A 25154-nucleotide genomic window follows, 5' to 3' on the forward strand; every position below is an offset into this window, starting at 1 on the left:
CTTTACGGCGATGTTCTTCGGGACGCACAAAATGCACCTTCCCAGCAGTCCGAAACAAAAAGTAGAATTCGCCGAAAAAATTCCGCAGGCGCACCGAATGTCTGCTTACCGCCCTCCATGTTAATTTCTGCGCGGCGTAGGACTCCACAGCGCGGGCGGAATATGGACCTTCATGGCATTCTAAATGGACGACATGCGGACCTAGGGTGCCGATCTTCTAAACGGTCGCACCACCCCAACTTCTTAACCTCCTTGCCGTGGACCGTTGCCCTGCTCCGGTCCGCATTGCAGGCTCAGCCGGAAGACATCGTATAAGGCCCCCTCGATCATGTCGAAGAAAACGCTCAACAAGGCGAACCTCGAACGGCTCGGGGCTGACACACTTGCAGCGTTGATCATGGAGCTGGTGCAGGGAAGTGCCGCCCTGCAGCGTCGGGCGCGGCTGGAGTTGAGTGCGGCGCAGGGGCCGAAGGATGTCGCGGCCGATATTCGCAAGCGCTTCGCCGCGCTGCGCCGCGCCAAAAGCTTCATCGGTTGGCGCAAGCAGCGGGCGTTTGCCAAGGACCTGACCGGCCTGGTGCGGATGATCGACGACAGCGTTGCGCCCCATGATCCGAACGAGGCCTTCGAGCTGCTCTGGTCCTTCCTGCAGTTGGCCCCGTCGATCTTCGAGCGGACGGATGACAGCAACGGTACCGTCGGCGGCATCATGGATGACGCGATGGTGTCCCTCGCCGCCGTGGCGCCGCAGATCTCTGTAACGCCCGAGACGCTGGCGGAGCGCATCCTCGACGCTGTCGGCAGCGCGGGCTACGGAGAGTTCGACGGCATCATCCCGGCGACGGCAGAGGCCTTGGGCACCAGCGGCTTGGAGCACCTGAAACAGATCACGCAGGTCTGGATCGACACCGCGCCCGACCCGGACGAGCTGTCGCAATATCAGGGCTATGGACTATCCGCATCTGCCGCCGATCGGGCGCGGCGCGACAGGCATCTGACGGGGTCGATTATCCTCGCCGATGTCGCGGACGCGCAGGGCGACGTCGATGCCTATATGGCCCGCTATTCCGCCGAACAGCTGACCTATGGCACCATCGCACCGGGCGTGGCCCGCCGCCTGCTGGACGCCGGTCGGTTGGACGAGGCCTTTGCCATTATCACCCGCGCACGCGCCGCCGACGCGGCGAAGGAGTCCAGCCCATTCCATTTCGACATCGCCGAGGTGTACGAGGCGTGCCTGTCGCAAATGGGCTGCACCGATGACCTGAAGGCGCATCTTTGGCAGACGTTCGAGCAGACCCTGAGCGCCCCGCATCTGCGCCGGTACCTCAAACTGCTGCCGGACTTCGACGATATCGAGGCCGAAGAACGCGCGCTGAACTTCTCCGAAGCCTATCCCGATCTGGAGGCCGCCCTTGGCTTCCTGATCGACTGGCCCGCGCACGACCGCGCCGCGCGGCTGGTCCTGTCGCGCCCCACAGAGATCGACGGGGACTTCTACGAGGCCATCACTCCCGCCGCCGACGCGCTGGAGGCAAGCCAACCGCTCGCCGCCGCGGTTCTGCGCCGCGCGATGATCCTGGATACGCTGAGTCGGGCCAAATCCAAACGCTACCGCCACATCGCCCGCCACTTGCTGGCCTGCCGGTCTGCCGATGCAGAAATCGAAGACTACGGAAGCGTGCTGAGCCACGCTCAGTTCGAAGAAGGACTGCGTCAGGCGCACGGACGGAAGTATGCGTTCTGGAGCTTCGTCGATGATCAGTAAGCACTGAGCCGGTTCGCGAACCTCACCTGACCTACGCTTGTAACCGACGGCTGTTTCTTCTGCGTTCGTGCGGGAGGTCTGAAAGCCCCGGCCAGTTGGCTTCGCACAAAATCCGACTTCTGTCGAAAAGTCGGTGTTTGGATGTCGAACCACATGATGTGAAGTGGCCTGGCAGGGGCTGAGGGACTCGAACCCACGACCCTCGGTTTTGGAGACCGATGCTCTACCAACTGAGCTAAACCCCTAGGCCGAGGTCGGGGTATCCCCGCCGGGGCGGACGGTCAAGGCCGGATCGGACTGGAACAGGGCGCCGGGTTCCGCGTTGGCAGCGTGAAGAATTAAAGAGAACCGGAAGGACAGAAAAATGGCGCTCAATTCGCTGAAAGACGTGTATGTGGACCAGCTGCAGGACATCTACTCTGCCTGTAAGCAATCCATCGAAGCGACAACGAAGCTTGGCCAAGCAGCCAGCGATGACAAGCTGGGCAAGGCCCTGGCCGCCGGGTCGGCTGGTATTGCAGAAGGTATGGAGAAGCTGGAGCAGATCGCTAGCGATCACGGCTTCGACCCGAACGGTGAGTTCTGCAAGGGCATGGAGGGGCTTGTGAAAGAAGCCCACGCGCACGCGCTGGATGAACAGTTCGGCTCTGACGAAGCGCGCGATGCGATGATTATCACACAGTATCTGCGCATGGTGCACTATGCGCTCGCAGGCTACGGCATCACGGTGGTTTACGCCAACAAGCTGGGTCTCGACGGCGATGCGGCCCTTCTTCAGCAGTGCTACGACCAGACGCAGGACGGCCACGAGAGCATGATGGGCATTGCCCGTGAAGGTGTCGGCGCGGCTTAATCCCCCACTCCCTCCTCAGTCCATCGCAGCGCCCCGTTCCGAAAGGACGGGGCGCTTTTTGTATTTCAAGCCGATCACCGAAGTGTCGTTTTGCCGACCCCAAATCCCGGTGCAAGCTGAGCGCAGCCACAAAAGGAGATGATCCATGTCGACCCTGTCTCGCCGTGCCGTTCTGTCTGGCAGCGCCCTTGCTCTGCCCGCTTTAGCCGCCAACCGTTCCATGGCAGCGTCCACCGATCCATTTACATTTGAGGTCACGCGCGACGATACGGCCTGGCGCGCCCTTCTGGGCGATGATGTCTTCGGTATCATGCGCGAGGGCAAGACAGAGGCGAAGTACGCCAGCCCTCTCACAGAAGAGACGCGCGACGGCGATTATTGCTGCAAGGGATGCGAACTGACACTTTACACCGGGCGATGGAAGCGTTCCGTGGACAAGGGCTACGTCTTCTTCGCCCAGTCCGAACCAGATGCTATGCTGATGTCGATTGACCAGGCGATCCCGGACGATGCCGTCAAAGCGACGGCCGATGAACGCCGTATTCTGGACGACTCGGCCGCAATCGAGGTGCATTGCCGCCGCTGCGGCAGCCACATCGGGCACATCCTGATCGTGGACGGTGCCCTGCTTCACTGTTCGAACGGCACTGCGCTCGAGTTTCAGCCGTCCGATACCTAGAAGATCTTGAACCGGCGCATCAGCCAGACGGCGATGGCAGTAATCGCGATCAGCGCGCCGGCGAACACCCAGAACGCGTAGGGGTTGTTGACGCCCGGCATCCCACCCACGTTGATCCCCATCAAGCCAGTCAGGAAGCCCAGCGGCAGGAAGATCGCTGAAATCACACTGAGCACGTACAAGTTCTTGTTCAGCCGCTCTGCTCGCGCGCCCTCGATCTCGTCGCGGATCGTCTGCAACTGCTCTCGCGTCGCCTCTAGGGCTTCGGTGACGCGCAAAAGCTGGTCCGTCTGTTCCGCGATCTTGGTCGTGTCTTCATCCGTCAGCCAAGCCAGCTTCACGCGGGACGCATCCCGCACGGCTTCACGTTGTGGCCCCATGAAGCGGCGCAGCTCGGTCAGCTCCAAGCGCTGATCGGCCACCTCTGTGCGGAGAGATGCGTCCTCCGGCGTCGCAATCGCCGCCTCTTCCAGCCGGTCAGCGCGATCCTCGAGGTCCGCGACCTGTTCCTCGATCCGGTCGGTCAGTCGTTCGATCAGCGCTGCCAACAACCCGCCGGAGCGATCCGGGCCACTGCCGTCGGCGACCATCTGGGCCAGTGTCTCGACACTACGCAGGCGGAAGCGCGACAGCGACACGATGCGCGCGGAGTCGATATACAGGCGGACAGAAACCATGTCTTCGGGGTCCTGACCCGCGTTGAAGTTGATGCCGCGCAGGTTGACCAGCAGCCCGTCGCCGATCCGCAGCGCGCGGGGGCGCGTGTGGGCGTCGGTCAGCGCATCGCGCACCGAGGGATCGAGCCAATCCAGATGCGCGTCGATCCAAGGATCGGTGTCCGGGTGGTCTGCTTGCAGATGGAGCCACGCGGGCGACGGGTCGTGCAGGGCCTTCGAAATGTCGCCATCGCCGGTCAGTGGTCGGCCGCGATCCGGACCATCCAAGGCGTAGGCAAAGGCGATATGGTCGGTCATGGCGGTGATGGTCCTGGCTGACATTATAGTTTGGAAACATGGAGCCGAAACGAAAAAGGACGACCCCGAAGGATCGTCCTGTGTGTTTCGTGGCCCAGATTGGCTGGGCGGGACCGTTCGGGCTGACGCCCAAGCCGACCCTTACTCGATGATTTTCGACACGACGCCTGCGCCGACGGTGCGGCCGCCTTCGCGGATGGCGAAGCGGAGCTTCTCTTCCATCGCGATCGGCGCGATCAGCTCGACGCCGAAGGACACGTTGTCGCCCGGCATGACCATCTCGGTGCCCTCGGCCAGCTGAACCGTGCCGGTCACGTCCGTCGTGCGGAAGTAGAACTGCGGACGGTAGTTGGCGAAGAACGGCGTGTGACGGCCACCCTCTTCCTTGGTCAGGATGTAGGCTTCGGCCTCGAACTTCGTGTGCGGCTTGACCGAGCCGGGCTTGCAGAGCACCTGGCCCCGCTGCACGCCTTCACGGTCGACGCCACGCAGCAGCGCGCCGATGTTGTCGCCCGCTTCACCACGATCCAGCAGCTTGCGGAACATTTCCACGCCCGTGCAGGTCGTCTTCTTGGTGTCGCGAATGCCGACGATTTCGATCTCGTCGCCCACGTTGATCACGCCACGCTCGACACGACCGGTCACAACCGTACCACGACCCGAGATCGAGAACACGTCCTCGACCGGCATCAGGAAGGGCTGGTCCACGGCGCGCTCGGGCGTCGGGATGAACTCGTCGACGGCGGCCATCAGCTTCTTGATAGACTCTTCACCGATCTCGGGGTTGTCGCCGTTCATCGCGGCCAGGGCCGAGCCGGGGATGACGGGCATGTTGTCGCCATCGTACTCGTACGAAGACAGCAGTTCGCGGATCTCCATCTCGACGAGCTCGAGCAGCTCTTCGTCGTCAACCTGGTCGACCTTGTTCATGTAGACGACCATCTGCGGGATGCCGACCTGACGACCGAGCAGGATGTGCTCGCGCGTCTGGGGCATGGGGCCGTCGGCGGCGTTCACGACCAGGATCGCGCCGTCCATCTGGGCGGCACCGGTAATCATGTTCTTCACGTAGTCGGCGTGGCCGGGGCAGTCGACGTGGGCGTAGTGACGGTTCTCGGTCTCATACTCCACGTGGGCGGTCGAGATCGTGATGCCGCGGGCCTTCTCTTCCGGCGCACCGTCGATCTGGTCATAGGCGCGGAAGTCGCCGAAGTACTTCGTGATCGCCGCCGTCAGCGTCGTCTTGCCGTGGTCAACGTGACCGATCGTGCCGATGTTAACGTGCGGCTTGTTACGTTCGAATTTTGCCTTCGCCATGGCGTCAGACCCTCACTTGATTCAGGGGCAAGACCGCCGGTCGGGCGGGCCCGGTTCTACAACGCGGGCTACGTAACTTTCGCCCCTGGAAGATGCAAGCGTCAGTTGGCGGGAATGCCCCCGCCAGAGGACACGGCAGCGGCACTTCGCGCGCGCAACTCGCTGCGGCTGATGTTCATGCGGGTCTGGCCCGGCTCTGCCACGAACCAATCGGGGTTCTGCTTGAGCCAGGTTTCGACCTGCGCCGCACCATTGCGTGTCAGGTTCGCAAGCTGCTCTTCCTTGCCGCGAACGATGCCCGACCCGACGATGGGGGCAGTGTTCTCCAGTCCTTCGAAGGCTGTGAACTGCTTGGGCTCGGCGTTCAGGCGCTGCTGGGTTTGGTTGTCGTAGACGTTGACCTCGAAGATCAGGGCGGACTTCGGGGTGTAGACCAGCGGCAGGCCCGGTTGCGCCAGCACGTAGCCCCCGATGGAGACGCCGATGTGGTAAAGCCCGTCGCCGTTATAGCGGGCCAGACGCGTTTCCAAAGCCTGCTCCATCGCGCCGGTCAGCTCAGGTCCGGTGACGGTGCGCGAGAACGGCCCCTGCTTCACGCCGTTGGCCTGCACGATGTTATAGCCCAGCCGGAAGTCGCCCAGATCGGCGTTTTCGCTGACGGGCGGTGTGATGCATCCGGCAAGCGACAGAAGAAGGCCAAGGGCGGCGGCAAGGCGAAGGATCATCGGGCAACTCCTGAGACAATGACGTTACCGTTAGCGGGCGGAGGGCATCGCGCAACCCCCGCTCCCGGTCAATCGAAGCGGTTGTTGCGCGGGAACCCACGCGGCGCCATGCGGCCCGCGCTCGCGCGTTTGCCGACCCATTCAGCCAGTTCGTCGGACTTCACGGTGCGGGTGCGGCCTGCGGGATCGGCCCATGACAGGCCTTCGGAGAGCGGGAAGGTGATCGCATCCGACAGACCGCCGTCTTTGAACCGTTGCAGGCGAACGCCCTTGCCGCGCCCCATTTCCGGCAGTTCTTCCAACGCGAAGACGAGCAGCTTGCGATTCTCCCCCACCGCCGCAACGTGATCTCCCTGCACGGGGCGGACAACGCTGGCGACCACGGGCGCCTTCACATTCAGCACCTGACGGCCCGCGCGGGTCTGGGCGATCGCCTCGTCCTCTGGCAGAATGAAGCCGTCACCCGCGCTGGATACGACCAGCAGCCGCTCACCGGGGCGGTGGATGCGCAAGGACACGATCTGCGCCTCGTTCGGCAGGTCGATCATAAGGCGCACGGGCTCGCCCATGCCGCGCCCGCCGGGCAGGTTCGACACCGGGATCGTATAGACCCGTCCCATCGAGCCGACCAGCAGCAGCTTGTCCGTCGTTTCGGCGTGGAACGTGAACAGCGGGCCGTCACCGTCCTTGAACTTCAATTCGGCGTCCAGATCCACATGCCCCTTCATGGCGCGGATCCAGCCCATTTGGCTGCAGACGACCGTGACCGGCTCACGCTCTATCATCGCCTCCATGGGTACGTCTTCGACGGTGCCGGCCTCCGCGAATCGACTTAGGCGGTGGCCGCGCGGGTGGTCCTTGCCGAACTGCTTCTTGGTGGCGCGCAATTCGTCCGAGACGGCGTTCCATTGCAGGCCGACGTCGGCCAGCAGATCTTCGATCTCGGCCCGTTCCGCCATCAGCGCGTCGTATTCGCGCTTCAGTTCCATTTCCTCGAGCCGCCGCAAAGCGCGCAGACGCAGGTTCAGGATGGCCTCGGCCTGCACCTCTGTCAGCTCACCATCCGATGCGGGGGGCGAGACATAGGCCTCTTCGTCCATCGCGCGGGGCGGAATATCGGCCCAGTCCTGCCGCATCAGCGCGGCCTTCGGCTCGGTGTCGTAGCGGATGATCTCGATCACGCGGTCGAGGTTCAGGAAGGCGATGATGAAGCCTTCGAGGACCTCCAACCGGTGGTCGATCTTGCCAAGCCGGAAGCGCTTGCGGCGCAGAAGGACGTCCTGCTTGTGATCCAGGAAGGCGCGTAGCACTTCCTTCAGCGAGCAGACCTTGGGCGTGCGCCCGTCGATCAGCACGTTCATGTTCAGCGCGAAACGAACCTCCAGATCGGTCTGCTTGAACAGCATCCCCATCAGCATCTCGGGGTCCACCGACTTGGCGCGCGGCTCCAGAATCAGGCGAATATCCTCGGCAGACTCGTCCCGCACATCTGTCAGGATCGGCAACTTCTTTGTCTGGATCAGCTCGGCGATCTTCTCGATCAGGCGGGATTTCTGCACCTGATAGGGAATTTCGGTGACGACGATCTGCCACTGTCCGCGGCCCAGATCCTCGACCTCGTACTTCGCGCGCAGGCGAAAACCGCCGCGGCCGGTGCTGTAGGCCTCGGCCATTGACTCCGGCGATTCCACGATGACGCCGCCCGTCGGGAAATCCGGCCCCTTCACGTAGTTCAGCAGCGTCTCGTCGCGGGCGTCAGGCGTCTTGATCAGATGCAGGCAGGCGTCCACCAGCTCGACGATGTTGTGCGGCGGGATGTTGGTGGCCATGCCCACCGCGATCCCGCTGGAGCCGTTCGCCAGCAGGTTCGGAAAGGCGGCGGGCAGGACGACCGGCTCGGTCAGCGTACCGTCATAGTTCGGGCGGAAATCGACGGCATCCTCATCCAGACCGGACAGAAGCGCCTCTGCTGCCGTGGTCATCCGCGCTTCGGTGTAGCGCGACGCCGCCGGGTTATCGCCGTCGATGTTGCCGAAGTTGCCCTGTCCGTCGACCAGCGGGTAGCGGATCGTGAAATCCTGCGCCAAGCGCGCCATCGCGTCGTAGATCGCGCTGTCACCGTGAGGGTGATAATTTCCCATCACGTCGCCACTGATCTTGGCGGACTTGCGGTAACCGCCGTTCGATCCCAGCCGCAACTCGCGCATTGCATACAGGATGCGGCGGTGGACCGGCTTCAACCCATCGCGCGCGTCTGGCAGGGCGCGGTGCATGATCGTGGACAGCGCGTATTGCAGATACCGCTCCCCGATGGCCCGGCCAAGGGACTCGGACAGTTCGGCTTCGGCATCGATGTTCGGCTCGTCGGTCATATTGTCGGGATACCCAGACCGGTGCCGGGCCGAAAGTAAAATGGCACTTGGATGGACCTTTTCTGTTCACGGGGACGTTAGCGTGGCGTAATGTAGCAGCACCGCCGTCCGGAGCATCAAAATGATTCGCCTTACCCTTCTGCTCGTCGCAGGCCTCGTCGTGACCTTCAGTATTGCTGGGCAAGATCCGAACATCGAACAGGGCAGCGATGCCGGGATGGACGTTTCGCGGGCCCAGAACGATCTGGTCGATCCGGGCAAGCTGGCGCTGGACGATGAGGCGGGTGCGATCGAGCGGGCGATTGCCGCGACGGACACTTACGAGCCAGAGCAGGTCACCGAGATGGTGCAAGAGGCCTCTTTGATCCAACCCGCAAAGGCGTCGGAAACGTCTGCTCTTGCCGTAATCAACGCCACACGTGTGAACTTGCGCGCGGGCCCTTCAACCGCGAACGCCGTGCTGGACCAAGCCACTCGCAACCAGCAGGTTCAGATCGTCGAGCGCACTGCCGATGGCTGGGCGCGTATTCAGGTGTTGGACACCGGCACGACCGCTTGGATCTACGATCGCTTCCTCACGCCGCAGGGATAAGGCATTCCGTTCCGGGACGTGGCGCGCTAAGCCAATCTGACCCGAAACCAGACGGACTCGCCCATGTTTTCTGACCCGCTGTTCCTATTCGTGGTGATCGCTTGCCTTGCGGTCGCGGCGGTCCTGCTTCTTGGCATTGCGAACTTCGGCAAACCGGGACCGGACGCGGCCAAAAAATCCAACAAATACATGCGCTGGCGGATCTATGCACAGGCGGGTGCCGTGGTCGTCATCTTGATCTTCGTCTTCTTCCGCCGCATGGGGGGCTGATCCATGGTCGTTCTATCCAAAATCTACACGCGCACCGGCGACGGCGGCGACACCGCCCTGGGAAATGGTACCCGCGTGGCCAAGCATGACCGACGCGTCGAGGCCTACGGCACCGTGGACGAGGCCAACGCCACCTTCGGGATGGCCCGCCTGCACGCGACCGGAGATCTGGCCCAGCAAATCGAGCGTATCCAGAACGACCTGTTCGATCTGGGCGCGGACCTGTGCAATCCCGACATCGCGCGCGATGAGCAGGCCGAATATCCGCCTCTGCGCATGGTGGCCGCACAGACCGACCGGCTGGAGCGTGAGATCGACGCCATGAACGAACGGCTGGAAACGCTGCGCTCCTTCATCCTGCCCGGCGGCTCGCCACTCGCCGCCCATCTTCATGTGTGTCGCACCGTCACCCGCCGGGCCGAGCGTCGTACGATGGAACTCGCCGCAGCCGAAACGCTGAACGAGGCGGCGATCACCTACCTTAATCGCCTGTCCGACTGGTGCTTTTGCGCCGCGCGTCTGGCGAACGACGATGGCCGCGCGGATGTGCTATGGACGCCCGGCGCGAACCGCTGAATTCGCGAAAACGGGGCGTCACAGGTCCATGACGCGGCGTTTTTGACCTGTTGCCCTTCTTCGCTCCGCGCTACGTCTTCGCTGAAGATATAGTAGGAGGACGACATGAAGATTCTGGTCCCCGTCAAGCGTGTGATCGACTATAACGTCAAGGTCCGCGTGAAGGGCGACGGCAGCGGGGTAGATCTCGCCAACGTCAAGATGAGCATGAACCCGTTTGACGAGATCGCTGTCGAAGAAGCGATCCGCCTGAAGGAAGCCGGCACGGCCGAAGAGGTCGTCGCGGTGTCCATCGGCGTCAAGCAAGCTCAGGAAACGCTGCGCACCGCGCTTGCCATGGGTGCCGACCGCGCGATCCTGATCGTCGCCGCCGACGACGTGCATCAAGATATCGAGCCTTTGTCCGTCGCCAAGCTGCTGAAAGCCGTGATCGACGAAGAGCAGCCGGGCCTTGTCCTATGCGGCAAGCAGGCCATCGACAACGACATGAACGCCACCGGGCAGATGCTGTCGGCTCTGCTGGGTTGGTCGCAGGCCACCTTCGCCAGCAAGGTGACGATCGAAGGCGATCATACCACGGTCAAGCGCGAGGTCGACGGCGGGATGCAGTCGATCAAGGTGAAGATGCCCGCCGTCATTTCGGTGGACCTGCGCCTGAACGAACCGCGCTATGCATCGCTGCCGAACATCATGAAGGCCAAGAAGAAGCCGCTGGAAGAGAAGACGCCCGCCGACTACGGCGTTGACGTCTCGCCGCGGCTGGAAGTGGTCAAAACGGCCGAGCCTGCCGAACGTCAGGCTGGCATCATGGTCAAATCAGTCGAGCAACTGGTCGACAAGTTGAAGAACGAAGCGGGGGTGATCTGATGGCTGTTCTACTTCTTGCAGAGGTCGATGACGGTGAGCTGAACATGGACGCGACCGCGAAGGCGGTTTCGGCGGTCAAGGACTTGGGCGATATCCACGTCCTCTGCGCCGGGGCCAAGGCTGCGGACGCGGGTAAGGAAGCCGCGACGATCCAAGGTGTCGCAAAGGTGCTCGTGGCCGAAAACGATCAGTATGGCCACCGTCTGGCAGAACCGACCGCCGCGCTTCTCGTGCAGCTTGCGGGTGATTATTCGCATATCTGCGCGCCTGCGACGACGGATGCCAAGAACATCCTGCCCCGCGCCGCCGCCCTGCTGGACGTGATGGTCATCACCGACGTTTCCGGCGTGGTGGATGCTGACACGTTCGAGCGACCGATCTACGCGGGCAATGCGATCCAGACGGTGAAGTCGAAGGACGAAAAGAAGGTCTTTTCGATCCGCACGTCCACCTTCGACGCCGCCGAGACTGGCAACAATGCCGCCGTCGAGAACGTCGATCCGGGCGATGCGCCGGGCCTGTCCGAGTGGGTCGAGGATCACGTGGCCGAGTCCGATCGCCCCGATCTGACCTCTGCCGGGATCGTTGTCTCTGGCGGTCGCGGTGTCGGTTCGGAAGAAGACTTCAAGATCATCGAAGGTCTTGCCGACAAACTGGGTGCCGCCATCGGTGCATCCCGCGCGGCGGTCGATTCGGGCTACGCACCAAACGATTGGCAGGTGGGACAGACCGGTAAGGTCGTCGCACCCGATCTGTACATCGCCGTCGGTATTTCCGGTGCGATCCAGCACCTCGCCGGGATGAAGGACAGCAAGGTCATCGTTGCGATCAACAAGGACGAGGAAGCGCCGATCTTCCAGGTCGCCGATTATGGGCTTGTCGCCGATCTGTTCGACGCCGTCCCGAAACTGACCGAGAACGTCTGATCCAGACCTGTTCGCATTGAAACGAAGGGCCTGTCGAAGATATTCGGCGGGCCTTTTCCATTCCGGGCTTACGCGCTGCGCCGATGGCCCCCTCCCTCTCGCAACCGCAATCGTGACAGGCACCGCGCCACTCGCTCGGCTGCGATGTCCTGCACCTCTTCGGGGCTGATACGGCCTTTGAACCGCAGGGGCGATTTCGGTCGCACCACAACCTCTGTCCGTTCCGCCACCGATAGCGATGCCGCCATCGCCTTTGTTACGAACGGTGGATCGCCGTCATGCACGGTATCGCATTCTTCGTCTGGCCGACGCTCTCCGATCCACAGCAGGACGACCGGCTTGCCCAGTTGCGAAATCAGAATGCCCATCCGCTCCAGCCACGTGCGCTGCAGAGTTTCTCGGACCACGGCGAACCGACCCGGAGATACCGCGTAAAGGTCTTCCAACAGATGACGAACAAAGTGGTGCCGTTCGAACTCGATTTCAGGATACAGCGCGCGCAAGCGGTCTTGCTGTCCGATAATCCGATCATTCCGCCATTTGTGAACACGGTAATACGGATTGCTCAGCTGGTGCGCGCCCGGAACGGTCAGAACGACGGCATCCGCCTGCCGCGCGATCTCCAAAAGTCCCGGATCCCCCAAGATCGCGTCGGGTCCACTGTGGGGCGCCGACAAATCGATGCAAACGTCATGCGTCCTGTCTTCGATCCCGTCCATCAATGCCGCCGAATCTGCGGAAGACACCGCGCGACTATCCAGCAGCGCGATATACGGTTGCGTCAGTGGCTTGATCGGCCCCCGGCAATCACGTGCCGCTCCCGGATAGCGGCACATGTCCTCTGCGATCGAACTATAGCGGTCCATCCCACCCTCCTTGTTCCCCGCTTGGGACTAAAGCGCAGTCGGATGAGCAAAGGCTTAAGGTCTAAAATTCACCTGATTTTAAGCCCGCCTTGCATGTCGCGGAGCCCCCCGCCTATGGTCGCGCAAAGCAGTCCAAGGCGGAGCAAGTCGCGATGAGAATCGAAAGCGTTGGCGTGATCGGCGCAGGCCAGATGGGAAGCGGGATCGCGCATGTCTTCGCGCTTGCAGGCTTCGATGTGCACCTGACGGATGTCAGTGCCGATGCTTTGACGCGCGCTACCGACGGCATCGCCGCGAACATGGATCGTCAGGTCTCACGCGAGAAGATCGCCAGCGACGACCGAGACGCCGCGCTGGCTCGCATCGCCACAACCCAAACGCTGACGGACCTAGGCCAGTGCGATCTGGTGATCGAAGCCGCGACCGAGCGCGAAGCCGTGAAGGACGCGATATTCGCCGAACTGGTACCCGCGCTCAAGCCGGAAACGATCCTGACCTCAAACACATCGTCGATCTCTATTACGCGGCTGGCGTCGAAAACGGACCGGCCCGAGAAATTCCTGGGCTTCCACTTCATGAACCCCGTTCCGGTGATGAGCCTCGTCGAGCTGATCCGGGGTATCGCCACCGATGACGAGACGTTCTCGGCGTGCATGGATGTGGTCGACCGTTTGGGAAAAACAGCCGCGACCGCGGAAGATTTTCCGGCCTTTATCGTTAACCGCATCCTGATGCCGATGATCAACGAAGCGGTCTATGTCCTGTACGAAGGCGTCGGCAATGTGAAGTCCATCGACAAGGCGATGAAGCTGGGCACGAACCACCCCATGGGGCCGCTGGAACTGGCGGATTTCATCGGGTTGGACACCTGCTTGGCCATCATGAACGTGCTGCACGACGGCTTGGCGGACACGAAGTACCGCCCCTGCCCTCTGCTGACCAAATATGTCGAAGCCGGATGGCTGGGGCGCAAATCAGGTCGCGGTTTCTACGACTACCGCGGCGACGAACCGGTGCCGACCCGCTAGGCGACTCACAGGTTCAGAACCGCGGCTCTGACGCTTTCGGTGGTCAGGTTGAAAGGCGTCATTGGCGGCCCGATCCTGATATGGAACGGCTTGTCGGCGCGCCGCAGCACTTCGTGCAGCAGAACCCCTTGTCTCGATATCGGATGGACCCGCGCCGCAAAGCGATACAGCCGGGACGGCTGGTCCAGGATCCGAACCGGCAGAACGGCGGCGCCGACCTCCTGCGCCAGTCGCACTCCGAACGCTGACCATTCCGGCTCTGCCCCAGTTGCAATACGCCCCGCCGGAAATAGCGCGACCGATCCACCGCTTGCCAGATGCGCGCGGGCCGTCCGGGTCAACTCGCGGAGCCGCGCGCGTCGGTCGACGGAATGGCCATAAGGCACCGCCAAAAGCAGCGGGGCGACTTGCGGCATATCATCCGCCAAGGCCCGCGCCATGATCCGGGTGTCGCCACGCACACTGGATAAAGCCGACAACAGTGCGGCCCCGTCAAGGATACCGGTCGGATGGTTGGCCAGCACCACCAATGGCCCTGTCCGGGGCACATTTTCCAACCTGTCCGCGACGATCGCGATGCCCAGGGCCCTCAACGCGTCGTTGCACAAATCGATACCGTTCGGCAGCGGCCCGCTGGCCAGATGCCGGAGTCGCCACAGCAAGCGCGGCGTTGCGAGGGTCATCCATTCAAGCGTTCGGACAGCTAAGCCAAAAGACGTGCCGGGCAGACTGCGCGCATAGCTCAGCCGCCGTGCGATGCCGATCACATGTCTTCGCCGAAGCGACCCGCGACAAGCGTTTCCAACGCATCGGCCAATGCATCCGCATCCGGACCCGTCGTCTCAATCTCTATCGTGGTGCCACGATGGGCGGCCAGCATGAGCAAGCCCATGATCGAATCGCCCGATGCGCTTTGCCCATCATGCCGAACATCCGCGCGAGCGTCATGCGCTTCGACGACCTCGACCAGTTTAGCCGAGGCACGGGCGTGCAAGCCTTTCTCGTTGACGATTTCCAGCTTGCGCACGGCCACGCCTAGCGACCGCCGCTGGCAAGTTTCAATTCGGGCTGCGGCCCGGACATGGTGTCCAGATACTTGCGTCCGGCCATAAGGGCGGTCTGTATCGCCTCTGTCAGCGGCTGATGGCGCGACTTGGCGAGCTTGATCAGAAGCGGAAGGTTCGCGCCGTATATGATGCGCCGACTGTCGGGATTACAGGCGCGCAGTGACAGGTTTGACGGCGATCCACCGAACATGTCGGTCACAACGATAACGCCGTTCCCTTCGTCAACGGAATCGGCCGCGGCGCATATCTCTGCCTGTTTGCGCACGCGGTCGCATTCGGGTTCGATAGAAACGGCCACGATGCCGGGTTGCCGGCCCACGACATGCTCGACCGCCGCGAGAAACTCGCGGGACAAACCCCCGTGGGCGACGATAACGATGCCTATCAAGGCGACCACTCCCGTTGCGACGTGTCGAACCGACCCTGCCGCTTTAGCTCCCCGTTACATAATTGACACCCAGCGGACTCAATTCGCAAGGCCATCGGAGCAAAGTGCCGCAACGGCACGCGGACTGTTGCGGTTCGGTGCGTCATGCCAGCCGCTCTCCGGTCAGCAAAACCAGCACTGCATTCGCAGGCGCGGGATGATTGCGCGCGTGAACCAACGGCAGATTGATTCCGTCTACGCTGTCTGTACGCATGGGCGGCAGGCGTTCGGGTTCGGACATATCAAGGTCCACTATCAGACCAACGGATGTCGGTGGCGCGGTCGGTACACGCAAGATGCCGATGCCACGCGCTTCGATTTGGCCGAGAATGGCATCGGGTGCCCATGCCATAAGCGTGCCATTTGTCGCGCGAAGGCACGTGCGATCATCGGCTATCAGGCATGCACCCCGCGCCAGCAACGCAAGCGCCAATGTTGACTTGCCAGTGCCAGAATCTCCGCGGATCAGAAGGCCGCGGCCATTATACGCGACGGCGCTGGCATGAAGAATCAGCGAGGGTTTCCGGTTCACACCGGCAGGCCGACCACGAAGCGCGCACCCAACGGCGTAGAGGTGGGATCGGCATCCGTCGGAGCGATGTTCTCGGCCCAGATGACACCGCCGTGCGCCTCGACGATCTGTTTCGAGATCGCAAGCCCAAGACCGGAGTTGTTTCCGAACTGTCCTTCGGGACGTTCCGAATAGAAACGCGTGAAGATCTTTTCCAGCGCGCTGTCGGGGATGCCGGGGCCGGTATCTTCGACCACCACCAGCACGCGGTCATCGCGCTTACGAGCCCAGAGGCGGATCGCGTCGCCCTCGCCACAGAACGAAATGGCGTTGGTGATCAAGTTCACGAAGACCTGCGCCAACCGTCCCTCAAGGCCGTCAATGACGATAGGTTCAGACGGCAGGTCATCGATGAACTCGATACCCTTCGCTTCGGCATCGCGGCCAAGGTAGTCGGACAGGTTCGTGAGCATACCCAGAAGATTGAAGCTCTCTTCGTCTTCCTTGACCAACTCACTGTCCAGACGGGACGCGTTGGAAATATCGCTGACCAATCGGTCCAGACGACGCACGTCGTGGTCGATCACATCGAGCAGCTTCTCGCGTTGTTCGTCCTTCTTCACGAAGCGCAGGCTGCCGACGGCAGAGCGCAGCGAGGCGAGCGGGTTCTTGATCTCATGCGCGACATCGGCGGCGAACTGTTCATTGGCGTCGATGCGATCATAGAGTGCGGCGACCATGCCGCGAAGGGCCGATGACAGACGCCCGATTTCATCGGGACGCGCCGACAGGTCGGGGATGCGCACACGGCCGGGATTCATGGTGCGCGTGTTGCGGTCCCGTCCGATTTCAGCGGCTGCGGCCAGATCGGAAAGCGGATTAGCGATGGTCGAAGCCAGCACGAGGCTAAGGCCGATGGACACCACGATGGCGATGACGAACATCTGCAAAACTTGTTCGCGCTCGGCCCGCACGAGGTTGTCGATTTCGCCCGCGCCGCTGGTGAGGGCAACGGCGCCGATGACCCGCTCGCCGCTCATGATGGGAGTCGCGACCGCGAAGACGGTCGCGCCATTTTTCACTAGGTTGGTTTCGACATGGGTACCACCCTGCAGCGCGCGCTCAACCAGCAGGTTGGCCAGCCGTTGCGTTTCCGAGGACAGGCCGCTTTCGTCACCCTTCTGAAGCGCGTTCGCCAAGAACATCCAGCCGCTTTCAAGCGCGTCCGTAATGACCGTTGAGCGTGGCTGGCGATCCAGCCCGGTGACATCCGACAGACTAGCCCGTTCGGTGCCGCGAGAGGTCGCGACGATTTCGCCATCCAGATCGAAAACGAAAGCCGATGATGGGCCGGGCAGTTCCAGCGCCGTCAGAGTCTGTTCGGGGTCCAGTCCGTCGCCCAGCGCCGCGTCGGGGGTTTGCAGAAGCTGCGCCTCAAACACGTTAGCAAGCAGATGGGCCTCGGAGACCAACGCCGTTTCGCGCTGGAAGACCAGACTGTCGCGGAACGGGTTCAGGAACAGAACGCCGACGACGAGCATCAGGATCGCCAGCAGATTGAACGTGATGATCTTGCGCGCCAAGGGCGAGCGGTTGATGGCGATCATGCCGCCGCCGCGCGTCTTCTGACGCGCTTCGCGGTCGGCAGAGGCATCGGGGCGTACCCAGTCCTCTCCGAGCAGCAGCCCATCCTTGGGCCCGCCCCGGCTGTCAATGTCGGTCGCCATCGCCACGAGCTTACTCTTCGTTGTAACGGTAGCCAATGCCGTAGAGCGTCTCGATCGCCGAGAACTCATCGTCGACGGAGCGCATCTTCTTGCGCAGACGCTTGATGTGGCTGTCGATGGTCCGGTCGTCGACGTAGACCTGATCATCGTAGGCGACATCCATCAGCTGATCGCGGGACTTCACGAAGCCCGGTCGCTGCGCCAACGCCTGCAACAGCAGGAACTCGGTGACAGTCAGCGACACGTCGCGGCCCTTCCAGCTGACCGAGTGGCGCGCGGGGTCCATGTTCAACTGGCCACGGGTCATAACCTGCCCGGCTTCTGCCGCCGTGGGCTCATCACCGCCGATGACTTCCTGGCGCCGCAGCAGCGCGCGGATGCGTTCGACCAGCAAACGTTGGCTGAACGGTTTCTTGACGTAGTCGTCCGCGCCCATTCGAAGGCCGAGAACTTCGTCGATCTCATCGTCCTTGGAGGTCAGGAAGATCACCGGCATCTGCGTTTTCTGGCGGACCCGCTGAAGCAGATCCATGCCATCCATCCGGGGCATCTTGATGTCGAACACGGCCATGTCCGGAAGTTTCTTGTTGAACGCATCCAACGCCTGCTGACCGTCATTGTAGGTTTCGACCTCGAAGCCTTCGGCTTCAAGAGTCATGGCGACGGACGTCAGGATGTTCCTGTCGTCGTCGACGAGAGCAATTCTCGACATGTGACTGTCCTTTTACTGCGCGATGTAGTGTTGCCTGAGGTTTCTTAATTTTTTCCTTATCATTCCGGCTCGATCCCCCGATGGCAACAGATTTCGCGAATCACCGCCGCACTCCTGCCACATCGTTGCCAGAATGCAGTTGATGTTGACTTAATTGCCGCACCAGGTGGCACATGGTGGCGTTAACTTCTGGCAGATTGCGCTAACGACCCTTTAGCCATGGCTGGGGTTCGTGATAACAATCCGCACCTCAGGCGCGCCTGCCGCGCAACAATAATACGGATGCACCCCATGACCGACGGCCGCGTGAACCCCGATCACACCCTTGAGACGCAAGGTATCAGCGGGCTGGGCCACGTGCGGTATAACCTGAGCGAGCCGCAACTGATGGAAGCGGCCCTGTCGGCGGGCGAGGGCAAGCTGGGGCGCGGTGGCACGCTGCTGGTCTCTACCGGCAAGCACACCGGCCGCTCGCCCAAGGACAAATTCGTCGTCCGCACTCCATCGGTCGAGGACACGATTTGGTGGGAAAACAATCCCCCGATGGAGCCTGACGCCTTCGGGCAGCTCAAGTCCGACATGCTGGAGCACATGAAGGGTCGCGACTACTACGTGCAGGACCTGTTCGGCGGCGCAGACCCCGCGCACCGCCTGGACGTGCGGGTCGTGACGGAACTGGCTTGGCACTCGCTGTTCATCCGTCACCTGCTGCGCCGTCCCGATGCGGAAAGCCTGGCCGCTTTCACGCCCGACTTCACGATCATCAACTGTCCCAGCTTCAAGGCCGACCCCGACAGGCACGGCTGCCGATCCGACACCGTCATCGCCATCAACATGGACGACAAGACGATCCTGATCGCGGGCACGGAATACGCGGGCGAGAACAAGAAGTCCGTCTTCACGCTGCTGAACTACATCTTGCCCGAGAAGAACATCATGCCGATGCATTGCTCGGCCAACCATGCCCCAGGCAACCCTGTGGACACCGCCGTGTTCTTCGGCCTGTCGGGAACCGGCAAGACCACCCTGTCGGCCGATCCGGGTCGCATCCTGATCGGCGACGACGAGCACGGCTGGTCAGAGCGCGGCACCTTCAACTTCGAAGGCGGCTGCTACGCCAAGACCATCGGCCTCGATCCCAAGGCAGAGCCCGAGATCTACGCCACCACCCACCGCTTTGCGACGATCATAGAAAACATGGTCTACGATCAGGACAGCCGGAAGCTGGACTTCGAAGACGACAGCCTGACGGCGAACATGCGGTGCGCCTACCCGCTGCATTATATTTCTAATGCCTCCGAAAGTGCGCTTGGTGGCCATCCGAAAAACGTCATCATGCTGACCTGCGATGCGTTCGGCGTGTTGCCCCCGATTGCGCGACTGACCCCGGCGCAGGCGATGTATCACTTCCTGTCGGGCTTCACAGCCAAGGTCGCCGGGACCGAGCGTGGCGTGACCGAACCCCAGCCCACCTTTTCCACCTGTTTCGGCGCGCCCTTCATGCCGCGCCGTCCGGAAGTCTACGGCGAGCTTCTGAAATCCAAGATCGCCAAGCACGGCGCGACCTGCTGGCTTGTGAACACCGGCTGGACCGGCGGGGCCTACGGCGATGGCAGCCGGATGCCAATCAAGGCGACCCGCGCGCTGCTCACCGCCGCGTTAGACGGAAGTCTGGCTGACGCGCCGTTCCGCAAGGATCCGAACTTCGGGTTCGAGGTTCCGACCAGTGTGTCGGGCGTGCCCGACCTGCTGCTGGATCCGCGGCGCACCTGGGGCGACCCCTCTGCCTACGATGCGCAGGCTCGCAAATTGGTCGACATGTTCGCGGACAATTTCGCCCAATACGACAGCCACATCGACGACGACGTGCGCGCGATCGCGTTGGGCTAGGCGCGCCCTCACCCTTCGATCACAAAATCGGGAACCCTTTGCGCCGTCACCTCTTGATGGAGTGTGGCGGCGTTGTTGCGTCGCGTTAATGGTAACAAGGGTTACAAAGATGAAAATCACCACCAAAAATCTGCTTCTCGGCACCGCGTTGACGCTGCCCATGACGGGTTTTGCTTTCGCGCAAGACTCTCAGATCACCGAGGATATGCTGTCTGGCAAGTCTGACGAGTGCGTCCAGCTTGGCGAAGCCGCGATGGATGCGAACCTGGAAGACGGCATGGATCGCGTCATGTCCGCCATCGAGGCCGACAATGCCGAACAGTGCGATGCTCTGACCGAAGAAGTCGTGCAGCTTTCCGAGGAAAGCGCCGCGCAGGCGTCCGACAGCGCCGAAGCTTCTGCCAGCGACTCCGAGCAGGTGTCCGAGCAAGTGACGGCCGAAACGGAGGTCGATGTCGAAGCCGTTGCGCAGGCCTCTGTCGCCGATCCCAACGTCGACGTCCAAATGCCCGGGCCAGAGGTAAGCGTTACCCCCGCCACCCCGAGCGTCACCGTCGACAGCGCCGCGCCCGAAGTCGAGATCGAGCAGCAGCAGCCCACCGTCGGCATCGAGATCCCCGAGATCATCGTGCGCGTGAACATCCCCGCTCCGAACGTCTATATCCTGACCGAGGACCCGACCGTCAGCGTCAGCCAAGGCGATCCGCAGGTCGAGGTTACGCAGGGCGAGCCGAATATCACCGTTACGCAGCCTGATCCGACCGTCGACCTCAACATCGCAGGCAATTCGTCGGATGGCGGCAACGGCGAGGTCGATGGCGAGGGCATGACGTCTGCCGACGATGAGGAAATGGCTGCCGGTGGCAATGTCAGCAGCTCTGTCGGCGAGCCGACCGTTCAGGTCGTGACGTCGAACGACGAGCCGCAGGTTCAGGTGAACAGCGGCGGTGAGCCAACCGTATCCTACCAAGGCGCCGATCCCACCGTCGACGTGACCTTTGCGCAAGAGCCGACCATCGAACTGACACAGTCGGGCGATCCGCAAGTGACGTTCGAGACCGCAGAAGAGCGTGAGCAGCGTCAGAGCGAGCAGCAGGCTTCGAACGCTTCGAACGGCGAGCAGTCCAACGCGGATGGCGAGCAGTCCAACGCCGCGATGAGCGACTCGGAAGGTGCGGACGGCGAAATGGCCGCTGAAGGTTCCGATACAGACGTTCCGGCTGAACTCGAAGCCAGCACAGACGCCGAAGCCGACACCGCGGCCGATGGCGATACCGGTTCTGCCGAAAGCTCGGACATGGAAGCGACCGATCAGGACATGGAAGCGACCGATCAGGACATGGAAGCGACCGATCAGGCGGAAGCCGGTGCGATGGCCTCAGGCTCGACCATGATGGTCAGCGATCTGATGTCGATGCAGGTGATTTCCGCAAACGGTGAAGACCTTGGTTCGCCCGACGCGATCATCGACGACAACGGCAACACTGTTCTTGTCGTGTCTTCGGGTGGTTTCCTTGGCCTTGGCCAGACGCAGGTGCCCGTGAATCTGTCCGACGTCACGATCAAAGGCGAGAACATCGTGCTTCAGGACATGACCGAAGAGCAGATCGAAAGCGCATCGGACTTCGAGTACGACAGCAGCCTTGCTTTGTCCGACGACACCGAAGTCAGCGTCGGCAACTAAGCCAGCCGATGACGGGACGAAAAGGGCACCTTCGGGTGCCCTTTTTACATTCAGCCCATGATCCCGCGCCGGATCAGGTTCGCGCCCGCGACCACCAGCACCACCAGGGTCCACCGCCGGAACCGCGCCGGATCAAGCCGGTCTCCCATGCGGAACCCGACCCACATGCCCAGCGCCGCTGGCGCCATCAGCAAGAGCGAAAAAGGAAAGGTCTGCGCGTTTAGAACGCCAGAGTTCAGGTGCCCGGCCAGCAGCATAAGCCCGCCCAGCCCAAAAACCACACCCTGCACCGCCATCATCCGCGCGCGCGGCGTGTCCAAGGCCAGCAGGTACAGAACGGTCGGCGGCCCCCACACACCGGAGATCCCTCCGATCAACCCCGCCAGACTGCCGATCCCAAGGTCGGCGGGCAAACGATAGGCGTCCGCAATCCGAATCTGCCAGCCCGACAACAATAGCAACGACATCGTCAGCACCGGCACGCCAATGAACAGGTACATCCCTTGCGCGGGGATCGCTGTCACGATCTGCGCAGAGACGAACACCATCACGCAGACCGCCGCGATGAAGCGCCAGAAGCCGCGCAGGGCGTCCCAGGCCTCTGCCCGGCCTGCTCGCAACACCTGCAACAGGTTCGACGCCGCCGTCGGGATCAGCAGCCCGGCCAGCGCAAGCAGTGGGTCCATCACCATCGACAGACCGGAAATCATGATAAGCGGCATGGCGAATCCCACCGCGCCCTTCACGAACCCCGCGAAGAATGTGATGGCTATAGCAAGCGCCAGCGTGACGGGGGGCAGTAGGTCAAGCATCATGGCCAAGGCCTTACGCGATCCAATTGCGGAGCACAGGAAAAATTCATGCTGAAATCCGCTGCGTCATTTTCGGTCTTTCTAGGCATGTTTTGCGAAATCATCTTGCGCGGCCATTCTGCGCGCGCTACCTCCTCTCGCAACTGCAGAAACAGGAGCCACGCCCATGCCCCATGACGGACAGGACCGCATCGAAACGCCCGCCGCCACACTGCTGGACGATCTTCTGACGCTGACCGCGAAAGCCGTTCCCGTGGTCGAGGCGTTGCAGCACAGCGCCACCGCTGCCCTGCGCGACTGCGTTGTGATCGACGGGCGCGTCTCTGCCTCTGCCCTGGAAGCCGAACAGCATGCCGCGCACGGGCTGTCTTGGCTGGCCACCTACACCGAAGCCCTGCGCCAGATGCAGGCATGGGCCGACAAGCTGACCGCCGAAGGCACATTCGGAGAGGTCGAGGCCCTGCTGCACCAGATCGCGTTCGGCGAATACCTGGCGCAGATCAAGGGCGGCATCCCCATGTCGCAGACCGAGATCCTGCGCCTGTCTGCCTTGGGCATTGACGCCGCTCCGCTGGACACCCCGGCCATCGACACGCTGATCGCAAAAGGCAACTCCCCTGCCGCGCGCGCGCGCCTTGTCGCCCTGATGCGCGAGCGCAGCGCCGAGATCACGGTGGGCCGCTCTGGGCTGGACGAAGAGTTGGAGATGATCCGCGAGCAGTTCCGCCGCTTCAGCGTCGACCGGGTAGAGCCGCACGCTCACGGCTGGCACCTGCGCGATGAGTTGATCCCGATGGAAATCATCGACGAGATGGCCGAACTGGGCGTCTTTGGCCTGACCATCCCCGAAGAATACGGCGGCTTCGGCCTGTCCAAGGCCTCCATGTGCGTTGTCTCCGAAGAACTGTCGCGCGGGTATATCGGCGTCGGCTCTCTGGGGACGCGCTCGGAAATCGCCGCCGAACTGATCATCTGCGGCGGCACCGAAGAGCAGAAGCAGCACTGGCTGCCCAAACTGGCCAGCGGCGAGACCCTACCCACCGCCGTCTTTACCGAACCGAACACCGGATCCGACCTTGGCGCGCTGCGCACCCGCGCGGTCAAGGATGGTGACGACTGGACCGTCACCGGCAACAAGACATGGATCACCCACGCCGCTCGCACGCATATGATGACGCTGCTGGCCCGCACCGATCCCAGCACGACGAACTACAGCGGCCTGTCGATGTTCTTGGCGGAAAAGACGCCCGGCACCGACGAAGCCCCCTTCCCCGACACCGGCATCACCGGCGGCGAGATCGAAGTGCTGGGTTACCGCGGCATGAAGGAATACGAGCTGGCCTTCGACGGCTTTGCCGTGAAGGGCGAGAACCTTCTGGGCGGCGAAGAGGGCAAAGGCTTCAAGCAGCTGATGGAGACGTTCGAGTCCGCGCGCATTCAGACCGCCGCGCGTGCCATCGGCGTTGCGCAATCCGCGCTGGATGTGGCGATGCGCTATGCAGAGGACCGCAAGCAGTTCTCGAAATCGCTGATCGATTTCCCGCGCGTATCCGACAAGCTGGCGATGATGGCAGTCGAGATCATGGTGGCACGACAGCTCACCTACTTCTCGGCCTTCCAGAAGGACAACGGACGCCGGTGCGACGTCGAAGCGGGGATGGCCAAGCTTCTGGGCGCCCGCATCGCTTGGTCTGCCGCGGACAACGCGCTTCAGATCCACGGCGGCAACGGCTTTGCGCTGGAATACAGCGTCAGCCGCATTCTGTGCGATGCGCGCATCCTGAACATTTTCGAAGGCGCGGCAGAGATCCAGGCACAGGTGATCGCGCGCCGCCTCCTGGACACGCGCAGCAACTGAACCGAGTGATGTGCAGAGTGTCCGGCGAGCAAAGGGGTCGCGTGCGGCTACTCGATGACCTCGTCCGGTCCGACGCCCCACAGGGCCGTTTTTTCAATCCAGCCACGGTGGCCGTCCTTGCGGATCCGGCACCACGCCACGCCGCATTCATCGATCCGGGCAACGACCCCACGCTTGGCGACAGCGATCTGTGGCGCGCGCACGTCGGGCTGGGCGCGCAGAACAGCTTCTTCGCTTTCGATCAGCACGGTGCGCACGCCGGACAGCAGCGAATAGTGGACCCAGCCGCCCTGCCCGTCGCGATCCTCGACCCGGCGCCAGTGCTCGTATTCCGCCGTGATCTGCAAGGGCAGGTCCTTACGGCGATACACCCAGTCGATGCGGTGGCTCAGCGAAGGACCGCGCCGCACGTTGCCTTCCGTCGACTTCATCGACACGAAGCGGGGCAGCGGCAGGTTGGTCACCGCACCCCGCGCTTGAACGGCGGTCACTTGCGTCACCTCGGCGGCGTCCTGCGCAATGGCGGGATTCGACAAAAGACACGCAGCCAAGGCCACGCGGATCGCAAATCGTTTCATGGTCCTGCTCCGACCGCCTGCATTTCCGGGGTCTTCGGCTTGTGCCACGCCCCGTTCGCGTTCAACTTGCGCCAC

Annotated in this window: 25 protein-coding genes and 1 tRNA gene; 12 read left to right on the forward strand and 14 right to left on the reverse strand. The window is 62.5% G+C overall.

The window, feature by feature from the left end:
• Nucleotides 1-328 precede the first annotated feature (328 nt).
• On the forward strand, nucleotides 329-1768 hold the full coding sequence (locus tag FIU81_RS12565; protein WP_124110825.1) for a DUF6880 family protein: 1440 nt from the start codon (nucleotides 329-331) through the stop codon (nucleotides 1766-1768).
• A 169-nt stretch (nucleotides 1769-1937) separates the two neighbouring features.
• Here FIU81_RS12565 and FIU81_RS12570 read toward each other — a convergent pair.
• A tRNA-Trp gene (locus FIU81_RS12570) sits at nucleotides 1938-2013 on the reverse strand.
• Between the two features lie 119 nt (nucleotides 2014-2132).
• Here FIU81_RS12570 and FIU81_RS12575 point away from each other — a divergent pair.
• Together FIU81_RS12575 and FIU81_RS12580 are read left to right on the forward strand one after the other, a co-directional pair.
• Complete coding sequence (locus tag FIU81_RS12575) at nucleotides 2133-2621, forward strand: DUF892 family protein (protein ID WP_124110824.1); 489 nt, start codon at nucleotides 2133-2135, stop codon at nucleotides 2619-2621.
• A gap of 145 nt (nucleotides 2622-2766) precedes the next feature.
• A complete protein-coding gene (locus FIU81_RS12580) occupies nucleotides 2767-3300 on the forward strand; it encodes a peptide-methionine (R)-S-oxide reductase (RefSeq protein WP_124110823.1) in 534 nt (177 codons plus the stop codon).
• On the opposite strand, the gene FIU81_RS12585 is transcribed toward FIU81_RS12580, so the two are convergent.
• The 4 genes from FIU81_RS12585 to FIU81_RS12600 form a co-directional block, all read right to left on the reverse strand.
• The gene (locus FIU81_RS12585; RefSeq protein ID WP_124110822.1) at nucleotides 3297-4274 is read right to left on the reverse strand and encodes a zinc transporter ZntB; all 978 of its coding nucleotides are present in this window, start codon (nucleotides 4272-4274) and stop codon (nucleotides 3297-3299) included. The two genes, FIU81_RS12580 and FIU81_RS12585, sit on opposite strands and share 4 nt — an antisense overlap.
• Nucleotides 4275-4415: 141 nt before the next feature.
• Nucleotides 4416-5591: an elongation factor Tu gene (gene tuf, locus FIU81_RS12590; RefSeq protein WP_152460901.1), complete on the reverse strand. Its 1176-nt coding sequence runs from the start codon at nucleotides 5589-5591 to the stop codon at nucleotides 4416-4418.
• 101 nt (nucleotides 5592-5692) lie between these two features.
• Complete coding sequence (locus tag FIU81_RS12595; protein ID WP_124110736.1) at nucleotides 5693-6316, reverse strand: hypothetical protein; 624 nt, start codon at nucleotides 6314-6316, stop codon at nucleotides 5693-5695.
• A gap of 68 nt (nucleotides 6317-6384) precedes the next feature.
• Nucleotides 6385-8688: a DNA topoisomerase IV subunit A gene (locus tag FIU81_RS12600; protein ID WP_124110735.1), complete on the reverse strand. Its 2304-nt coding sequence runs from the start codon at nucleotides 8686-8688 to the stop codon at nucleotides 6385-6387.
• Between the two features lie 121 nt (nucleotides 8689-8809).
• Between FIU81_RS12600 and FIU81_RS12605 the strand changes: the two genes are divergently transcribed.
• From FIU81_RS12605 to FIU81_RS12625, 5 genes are all read left to right on the forward strand, one after another.
• A complete protein-coding gene (locus FIU81_RS12605; protein ID WP_124110734.1) occupies nucleotides 8810-9280 on the forward strand; it encodes an SH3 domain-containing protein in 471 nt (156 codons plus the stop codon).
• Nucleotides 9281-9343: 63 nt separating this feature from the next.
• On the forward strand, nucleotides 9344-9550 hold the full coding sequence (locus FIU81_RS12610) for a twin transmembrane helix small protein (protein ID WP_124110733.1): 207 nt from the start codon (nucleotides 9344-9346) through the stop codon (nucleotides 9548-9550).
• Between the two features lie 3 nt (nucleotides 9551-9553).
• Nucleotides 9554-10126, forward strand: a complete 573-nt coding sequence (locus tag FIU81_RS12615; RefSeq protein WP_124110732.1) for a cob(I)yrinic acid a,c-diamide adenosyltransferase — start codon at nucleotides 9554-9556, stop codon at nucleotides 10124-10126.
• 105 nt (nucleotides 10127-10231) lie between these two features.
• On the forward strand, nucleotides 10232-10993 hold the full coding sequence (locus FIU81_RS12620) for an electron transfer flavoprotein subunit beta/FixA family protein (RefSeq protein ID WP_124110731.1): 762 nt from the start codon (nucleotides 10232-10234) through the stop codon (nucleotides 10991-10993).
• Complete coding sequence (locus FIU81_RS12625) at nucleotides 10993-11919, forward strand: electron transfer flavoprotein subunit alpha/FixB family protein (protein ID WP_124110730.1); 927 nt, start codon at nucleotides 10993-10995, stop codon at nucleotides 11917-11919. The genes FIU81_RS12620 and FIU81_RS12625 overlap by 1 nt, the downstream gene beginning before the upstream one ends.
• 68 nt (nucleotides 11920-11987) lie before the next feature.
• On the opposite strand, the gene FIU81_RS12630 is transcribed toward FIU81_RS12625, so the two are convergent.
• Nucleotides 11988-12785, reverse strand: a complete 798-nt coding sequence (locus FIU81_RS12630; RefSeq protein WP_124110729.1) for a DUF6473 family protein — start codon at nucleotides 12783-12785, stop codon at nucleotides 11988-11990.
• A gap of 152 nt (nucleotides 12786-12937) precedes the next feature.
• Between FIU81_RS12630 and FIU81_RS12635 the strand changes: the two genes are divergently transcribed.
• Nucleotides 12938-13813 (forward strand): 3-hydroxybutyryl-CoA dehydrogenase, encoded by an 876-nt coding sequence (locus tag FIU81_RS12635; protein WP_124110728.1) that lies wholly within the window; start codon nucleotides 12938-12940, stop codon nucleotides 13811-13813.
• A 5-nt stretch (nucleotides 13814-13818) separates the two neighbouring features.
• Here FIU81_RS12635 and FIU81_RS12640 read toward each other — a convergent pair whose 3' ends face one another.
• The 6 genes from FIU81_RS12640 to FIU81_RS12665 form a co-directional block, all read right to left on the reverse strand.
• Nucleotides 13819-14496, reverse strand: a complete 678-nt coding sequence (locus FIU81_RS12640) for a 1-acyl-sn-glycerol-3-phosphate acyltransferase (RefSeq protein ID WP_124110727.1) — start codon at nucleotides 14494-14496, stop codon at nucleotides 13819-13821.
• Between the two features lie 80 nt (nucleotides 14497-14576).
• Nucleotides 14577-14846: an HPr family phosphocarrier protein gene (locus FIU81_RS12645; RefSeq protein ID WP_124110726.1), complete on the reverse strand. Its 270-nt coding sequence runs from the start codon at nucleotides 14844-14846 to the stop codon at nucleotides 14577-14579.
• A 2-nt stretch (nucleotides 14847-14848) separates the two neighbouring features.
• Nucleotides 14849-15268, reverse strand: coding sequence for a PTS sugar transporter subunit IIA (locus FIU81_RS12650; RefSeq protein ID WP_124110725.1), 420 nt, complete (start codon nucleotides 15266-15268; stop codon nucleotides 14849-14851).
• Nucleotides 15269-15410: 142 nt separating this feature from the next.
• Entirely contained in the window at nucleotides 15411-15839 is a 429-nt protein-coding gene (locus FIU81_RS12655) for an HPr kinase/phosphorylase (protein WP_124110724.1), read from the reverse strand.
• Nucleotides 15836-17545, reverse strand: a complete 1710-nt coding sequence (locus tag FIU81_RS12660; RefSeq protein WP_124110723.1) for a sensor histidine kinase — start codon at nucleotides 17543-17545, stop codon at nucleotides 15836-15838. Before FIU81_RS12660 ends, FIU81_RS12655 begins: the two co-directional genes overlap by 4 nt.
• A gap of 10 nt (nucleotides 17546-17555) precedes the next feature.
• Nucleotides 17556-18257: a response regulator transcription factor gene (locus tag FIU81_RS12665; protein WP_124110722.1), complete on the reverse strand. Its 702-nt coding sequence runs from the start codon at nucleotides 18255-18257 to the stop codon at nucleotides 17556-17558.
• A gap of 291 nt (nucleotides 18258-18548) precedes the next feature.
• Here FIU81_RS12665 and FIU81_RS12670 point away from each other — a divergent pair, with 291 nt between their 5' ends.
• Both FIU81_RS12670 and FIU81_RS12675 read left to right on the forward strand, forming a co-directional pair.
• The gene (locus FIU81_RS12670) at nucleotides 18549-20147 is read left to right on the forward strand and encodes a phosphoenolpyruvate carboxykinase (protein ID WP_124110721.1); all 1599 of its coding nucleotides are present in this window, start codon (nucleotides 18549-18551) and stop codon (nucleotides 20145-20147) included.
• A gap of 109 nt (nucleotides 20148-20256) precedes the next feature.
• Complete coding sequence (locus FIU81_RS12675) at nucleotides 20257-21831, forward strand: hypothetical protein (RefSeq protein WP_124110720.1); 1575 nt, start codon at nucleotides 20257-20259, stop codon at nucleotides 21829-21831.
• A 50-nt stretch (nucleotides 21832-21881) separates the two neighbouring features.
• On the opposite strand, the gene FIU81_RS12680 is transcribed toward FIU81_RS12675, so the two are convergent.
• Nucleotides 21882-22646, reverse strand: coding sequence for a sulfite exporter TauE/SafE family protein (locus tag FIU81_RS12680; RefSeq protein ID WP_124110719.1), 765 nt, complete (start codon nucleotides 22644-22646; stop codon nucleotides 21882-21884).
• 163 nt (nucleotides 22647-22809) lie between these two features.
• Here FIU81_RS12680 and FIU81_RS12685 point away from each other — a divergent pair, with 163 nt between their 5' ends.
• Nucleotides 22810-24501 (forward strand): acyl-CoA dehydrogenase family protein, encoded by a 1692-nt coding sequence (locus FIU81_RS12685; protein ID WP_124110718.1) that lies wholly within the window; start codon nucleotides 22810-22812, stop codon nucleotides 24499-24501.
• A gap of 47 nt (nucleotides 24502-24548) precedes the next feature.
• Here the strand turns inward: FIU81_RS12685 and FIU81_RS12690 are convergent, their stop codons facing one another.
• Nucleotides 24549-25079: an SH3 domain-containing protein gene (locus FIU81_RS12690; RefSeq protein ID WP_124110717.1), complete on the reverse strand. Its 531-nt coding sequence runs from the start codon at nucleotides 25077-25079 to the stop codon at nucleotides 24549-24551.
• Nucleotides 25080-25154 lie beyond the last annotated feature (75 nt).

This window comes from Palleronia sp. THAF1 (genome assembly GCF_009363795.1).
GTDB lineage: Bacteria > Pseudomonadota > Alphaproteobacteria > Rhodobacterales > Rhodobacteraceae > Palleronia.

Coding starts and splice junctions, on each gene's coding strand:
- FIU81_RS12595 (WP_124110736.1), bottom strand. CDS start 6,316: ATGATCCTTCGCCTTGCCGCCGCCCTTGGCCTTCTTCTGTCGCTTGCC.
- tuf (WP_152460901.1), bottom strand. CDS start 5,591: ATGGCGAAGGCAAAATTCGAACGTAACAAGCCGCACGTTAACATCGGC.
- FIU81_RS12670 (WP_124110721.1), top strand. CDS start 18,549: ATGACCGACGGCCGCGTGAACCCCGATCACACCCTTGAGACGCAAGGT.
- FIU81_RS12615 (WP_124110732.1), top strand. CDS start 9,554: ATGGTCGTTCTATCCAAAATCTACACGCGCACCGGCGACGGCGGCGAC.
- FIU81_RS12620 (WP_124110731.1), top strand. CDS start 10,232: ATGAAGATTCTGGTCCCCGTCAAGCGTGTGATCGACTATAACGTCAAG.
- FIU81_RS12580 (WP_124110823.1), top strand. CDS start 2,767: ATGTCGACCCTGTCTCGCCGTGCCGTTCTGTCTGGCAGCGCCCTTGCT.
- FIU81_RS12585 (WP_124110822.1), bottom strand. CDS start 4,274: ATGACCGACCATATCGCCTTTGCCTACGCCTTGGATGGTCCGGATCGC.
- FIU81_RS12685 (WP_124110718.1), top strand. CDS start 22,810: ATGCCCCATGACGGACAGGACCGCATCGAAACGCCCGCCGCCACACTG.
- FIU81_RS12640 (WP_124110727.1), bottom strand. CDS start 14,496: ATGACCCTCGCAACGCCGCGCTTGCTGTGGCGACTCCGGCATCTGGCC.
- FIU81_RS12625 (WP_124110730.1), top strand. CDS start 10,993: ATGGCTGTTCTACTTCTTGCAGAGGTCGATGACGGTGAGCTGAACATG.
- FIU81_RS12690 (WP_124110717.1), bottom strand. CDS start 25,079: ATGAAACGATTTGCGATCCGCGTGGCCTTGGCTGCGTGTCTTTTGTCG.
- FIU81_RS12635 (WP_124110728.1), top strand. CDS start 12,938: ATGAGAATCGAAAGCGTTGGCGTGATCGGCGCAGGCCAGATGGGAAGC.
- FIU81_RS12600 (WP_124110735.1), bottom strand. CDS start 8,688: ATGACCGACGAGCCGAACATCGATGCCGAAGCCGAACTGTCCGAGTCC.
- FIU81_RS12605 (WP_124110734.1), top strand. CDS start 8,810: ATGATTCGCCTTACCCTTCTGCTCGTCGCAGGCCTCGTCGTGACCTTC.
- FIU81_RS12565 (WP_124110825.1), top strand. CDS start 329: ATGTCGAAGAAAACGCTCAACAAGGCGAACCTCGAACGGCTCGGGGCT.
- FIU81_RS12660 (WP_124110723.1), bottom strand. CDS start 17,545: ATGGCGACCGACATTGACAGCCGGGGCGGGCCCAAGGATGGGCTGCTG.
- FIU81_RS12675 (WP_124110720.1), top strand. CDS start 20,257: ATGAAAATCACCACCAAAAATCTGCTTCTCGGCACCGCGTTGACGCTG.
- FIU81_RS12630 (WP_124110729.1), bottom strand. CDS start 12,785: ATGGACCGCTATAGTTCGATCGCAGAGGACATGTGCCGCTATCCGGGA.
- FIU81_RS12665 (WP_124110722.1), bottom strand. CDS start 18,257: ATGTCGAGAATTGCTCTCGTCGACGACGACAGGAACATCCTGACGTCC.
- FIU81_RS12680 (WP_124110719.1), bottom strand. CDS start 22,646: ATGATGCTTGACCTACTGCCCCCCGTCACGCTGGCGCTTGCTATAGCC.
- FIU81_RS12575 (WP_124110824.1), top strand. CDS start 2,133: ATGGCGCTCAATTCGCTGAAAGACGTGTATGTGGACCAGCTGCAGGAC.
- FIU81_RS12610 (WP_124110733.1), top strand. CDS start 9,344: ATGTTTTCTGACCCGCTGTTCCTATTCGTGGTGATCGCTTGCCTTGCG.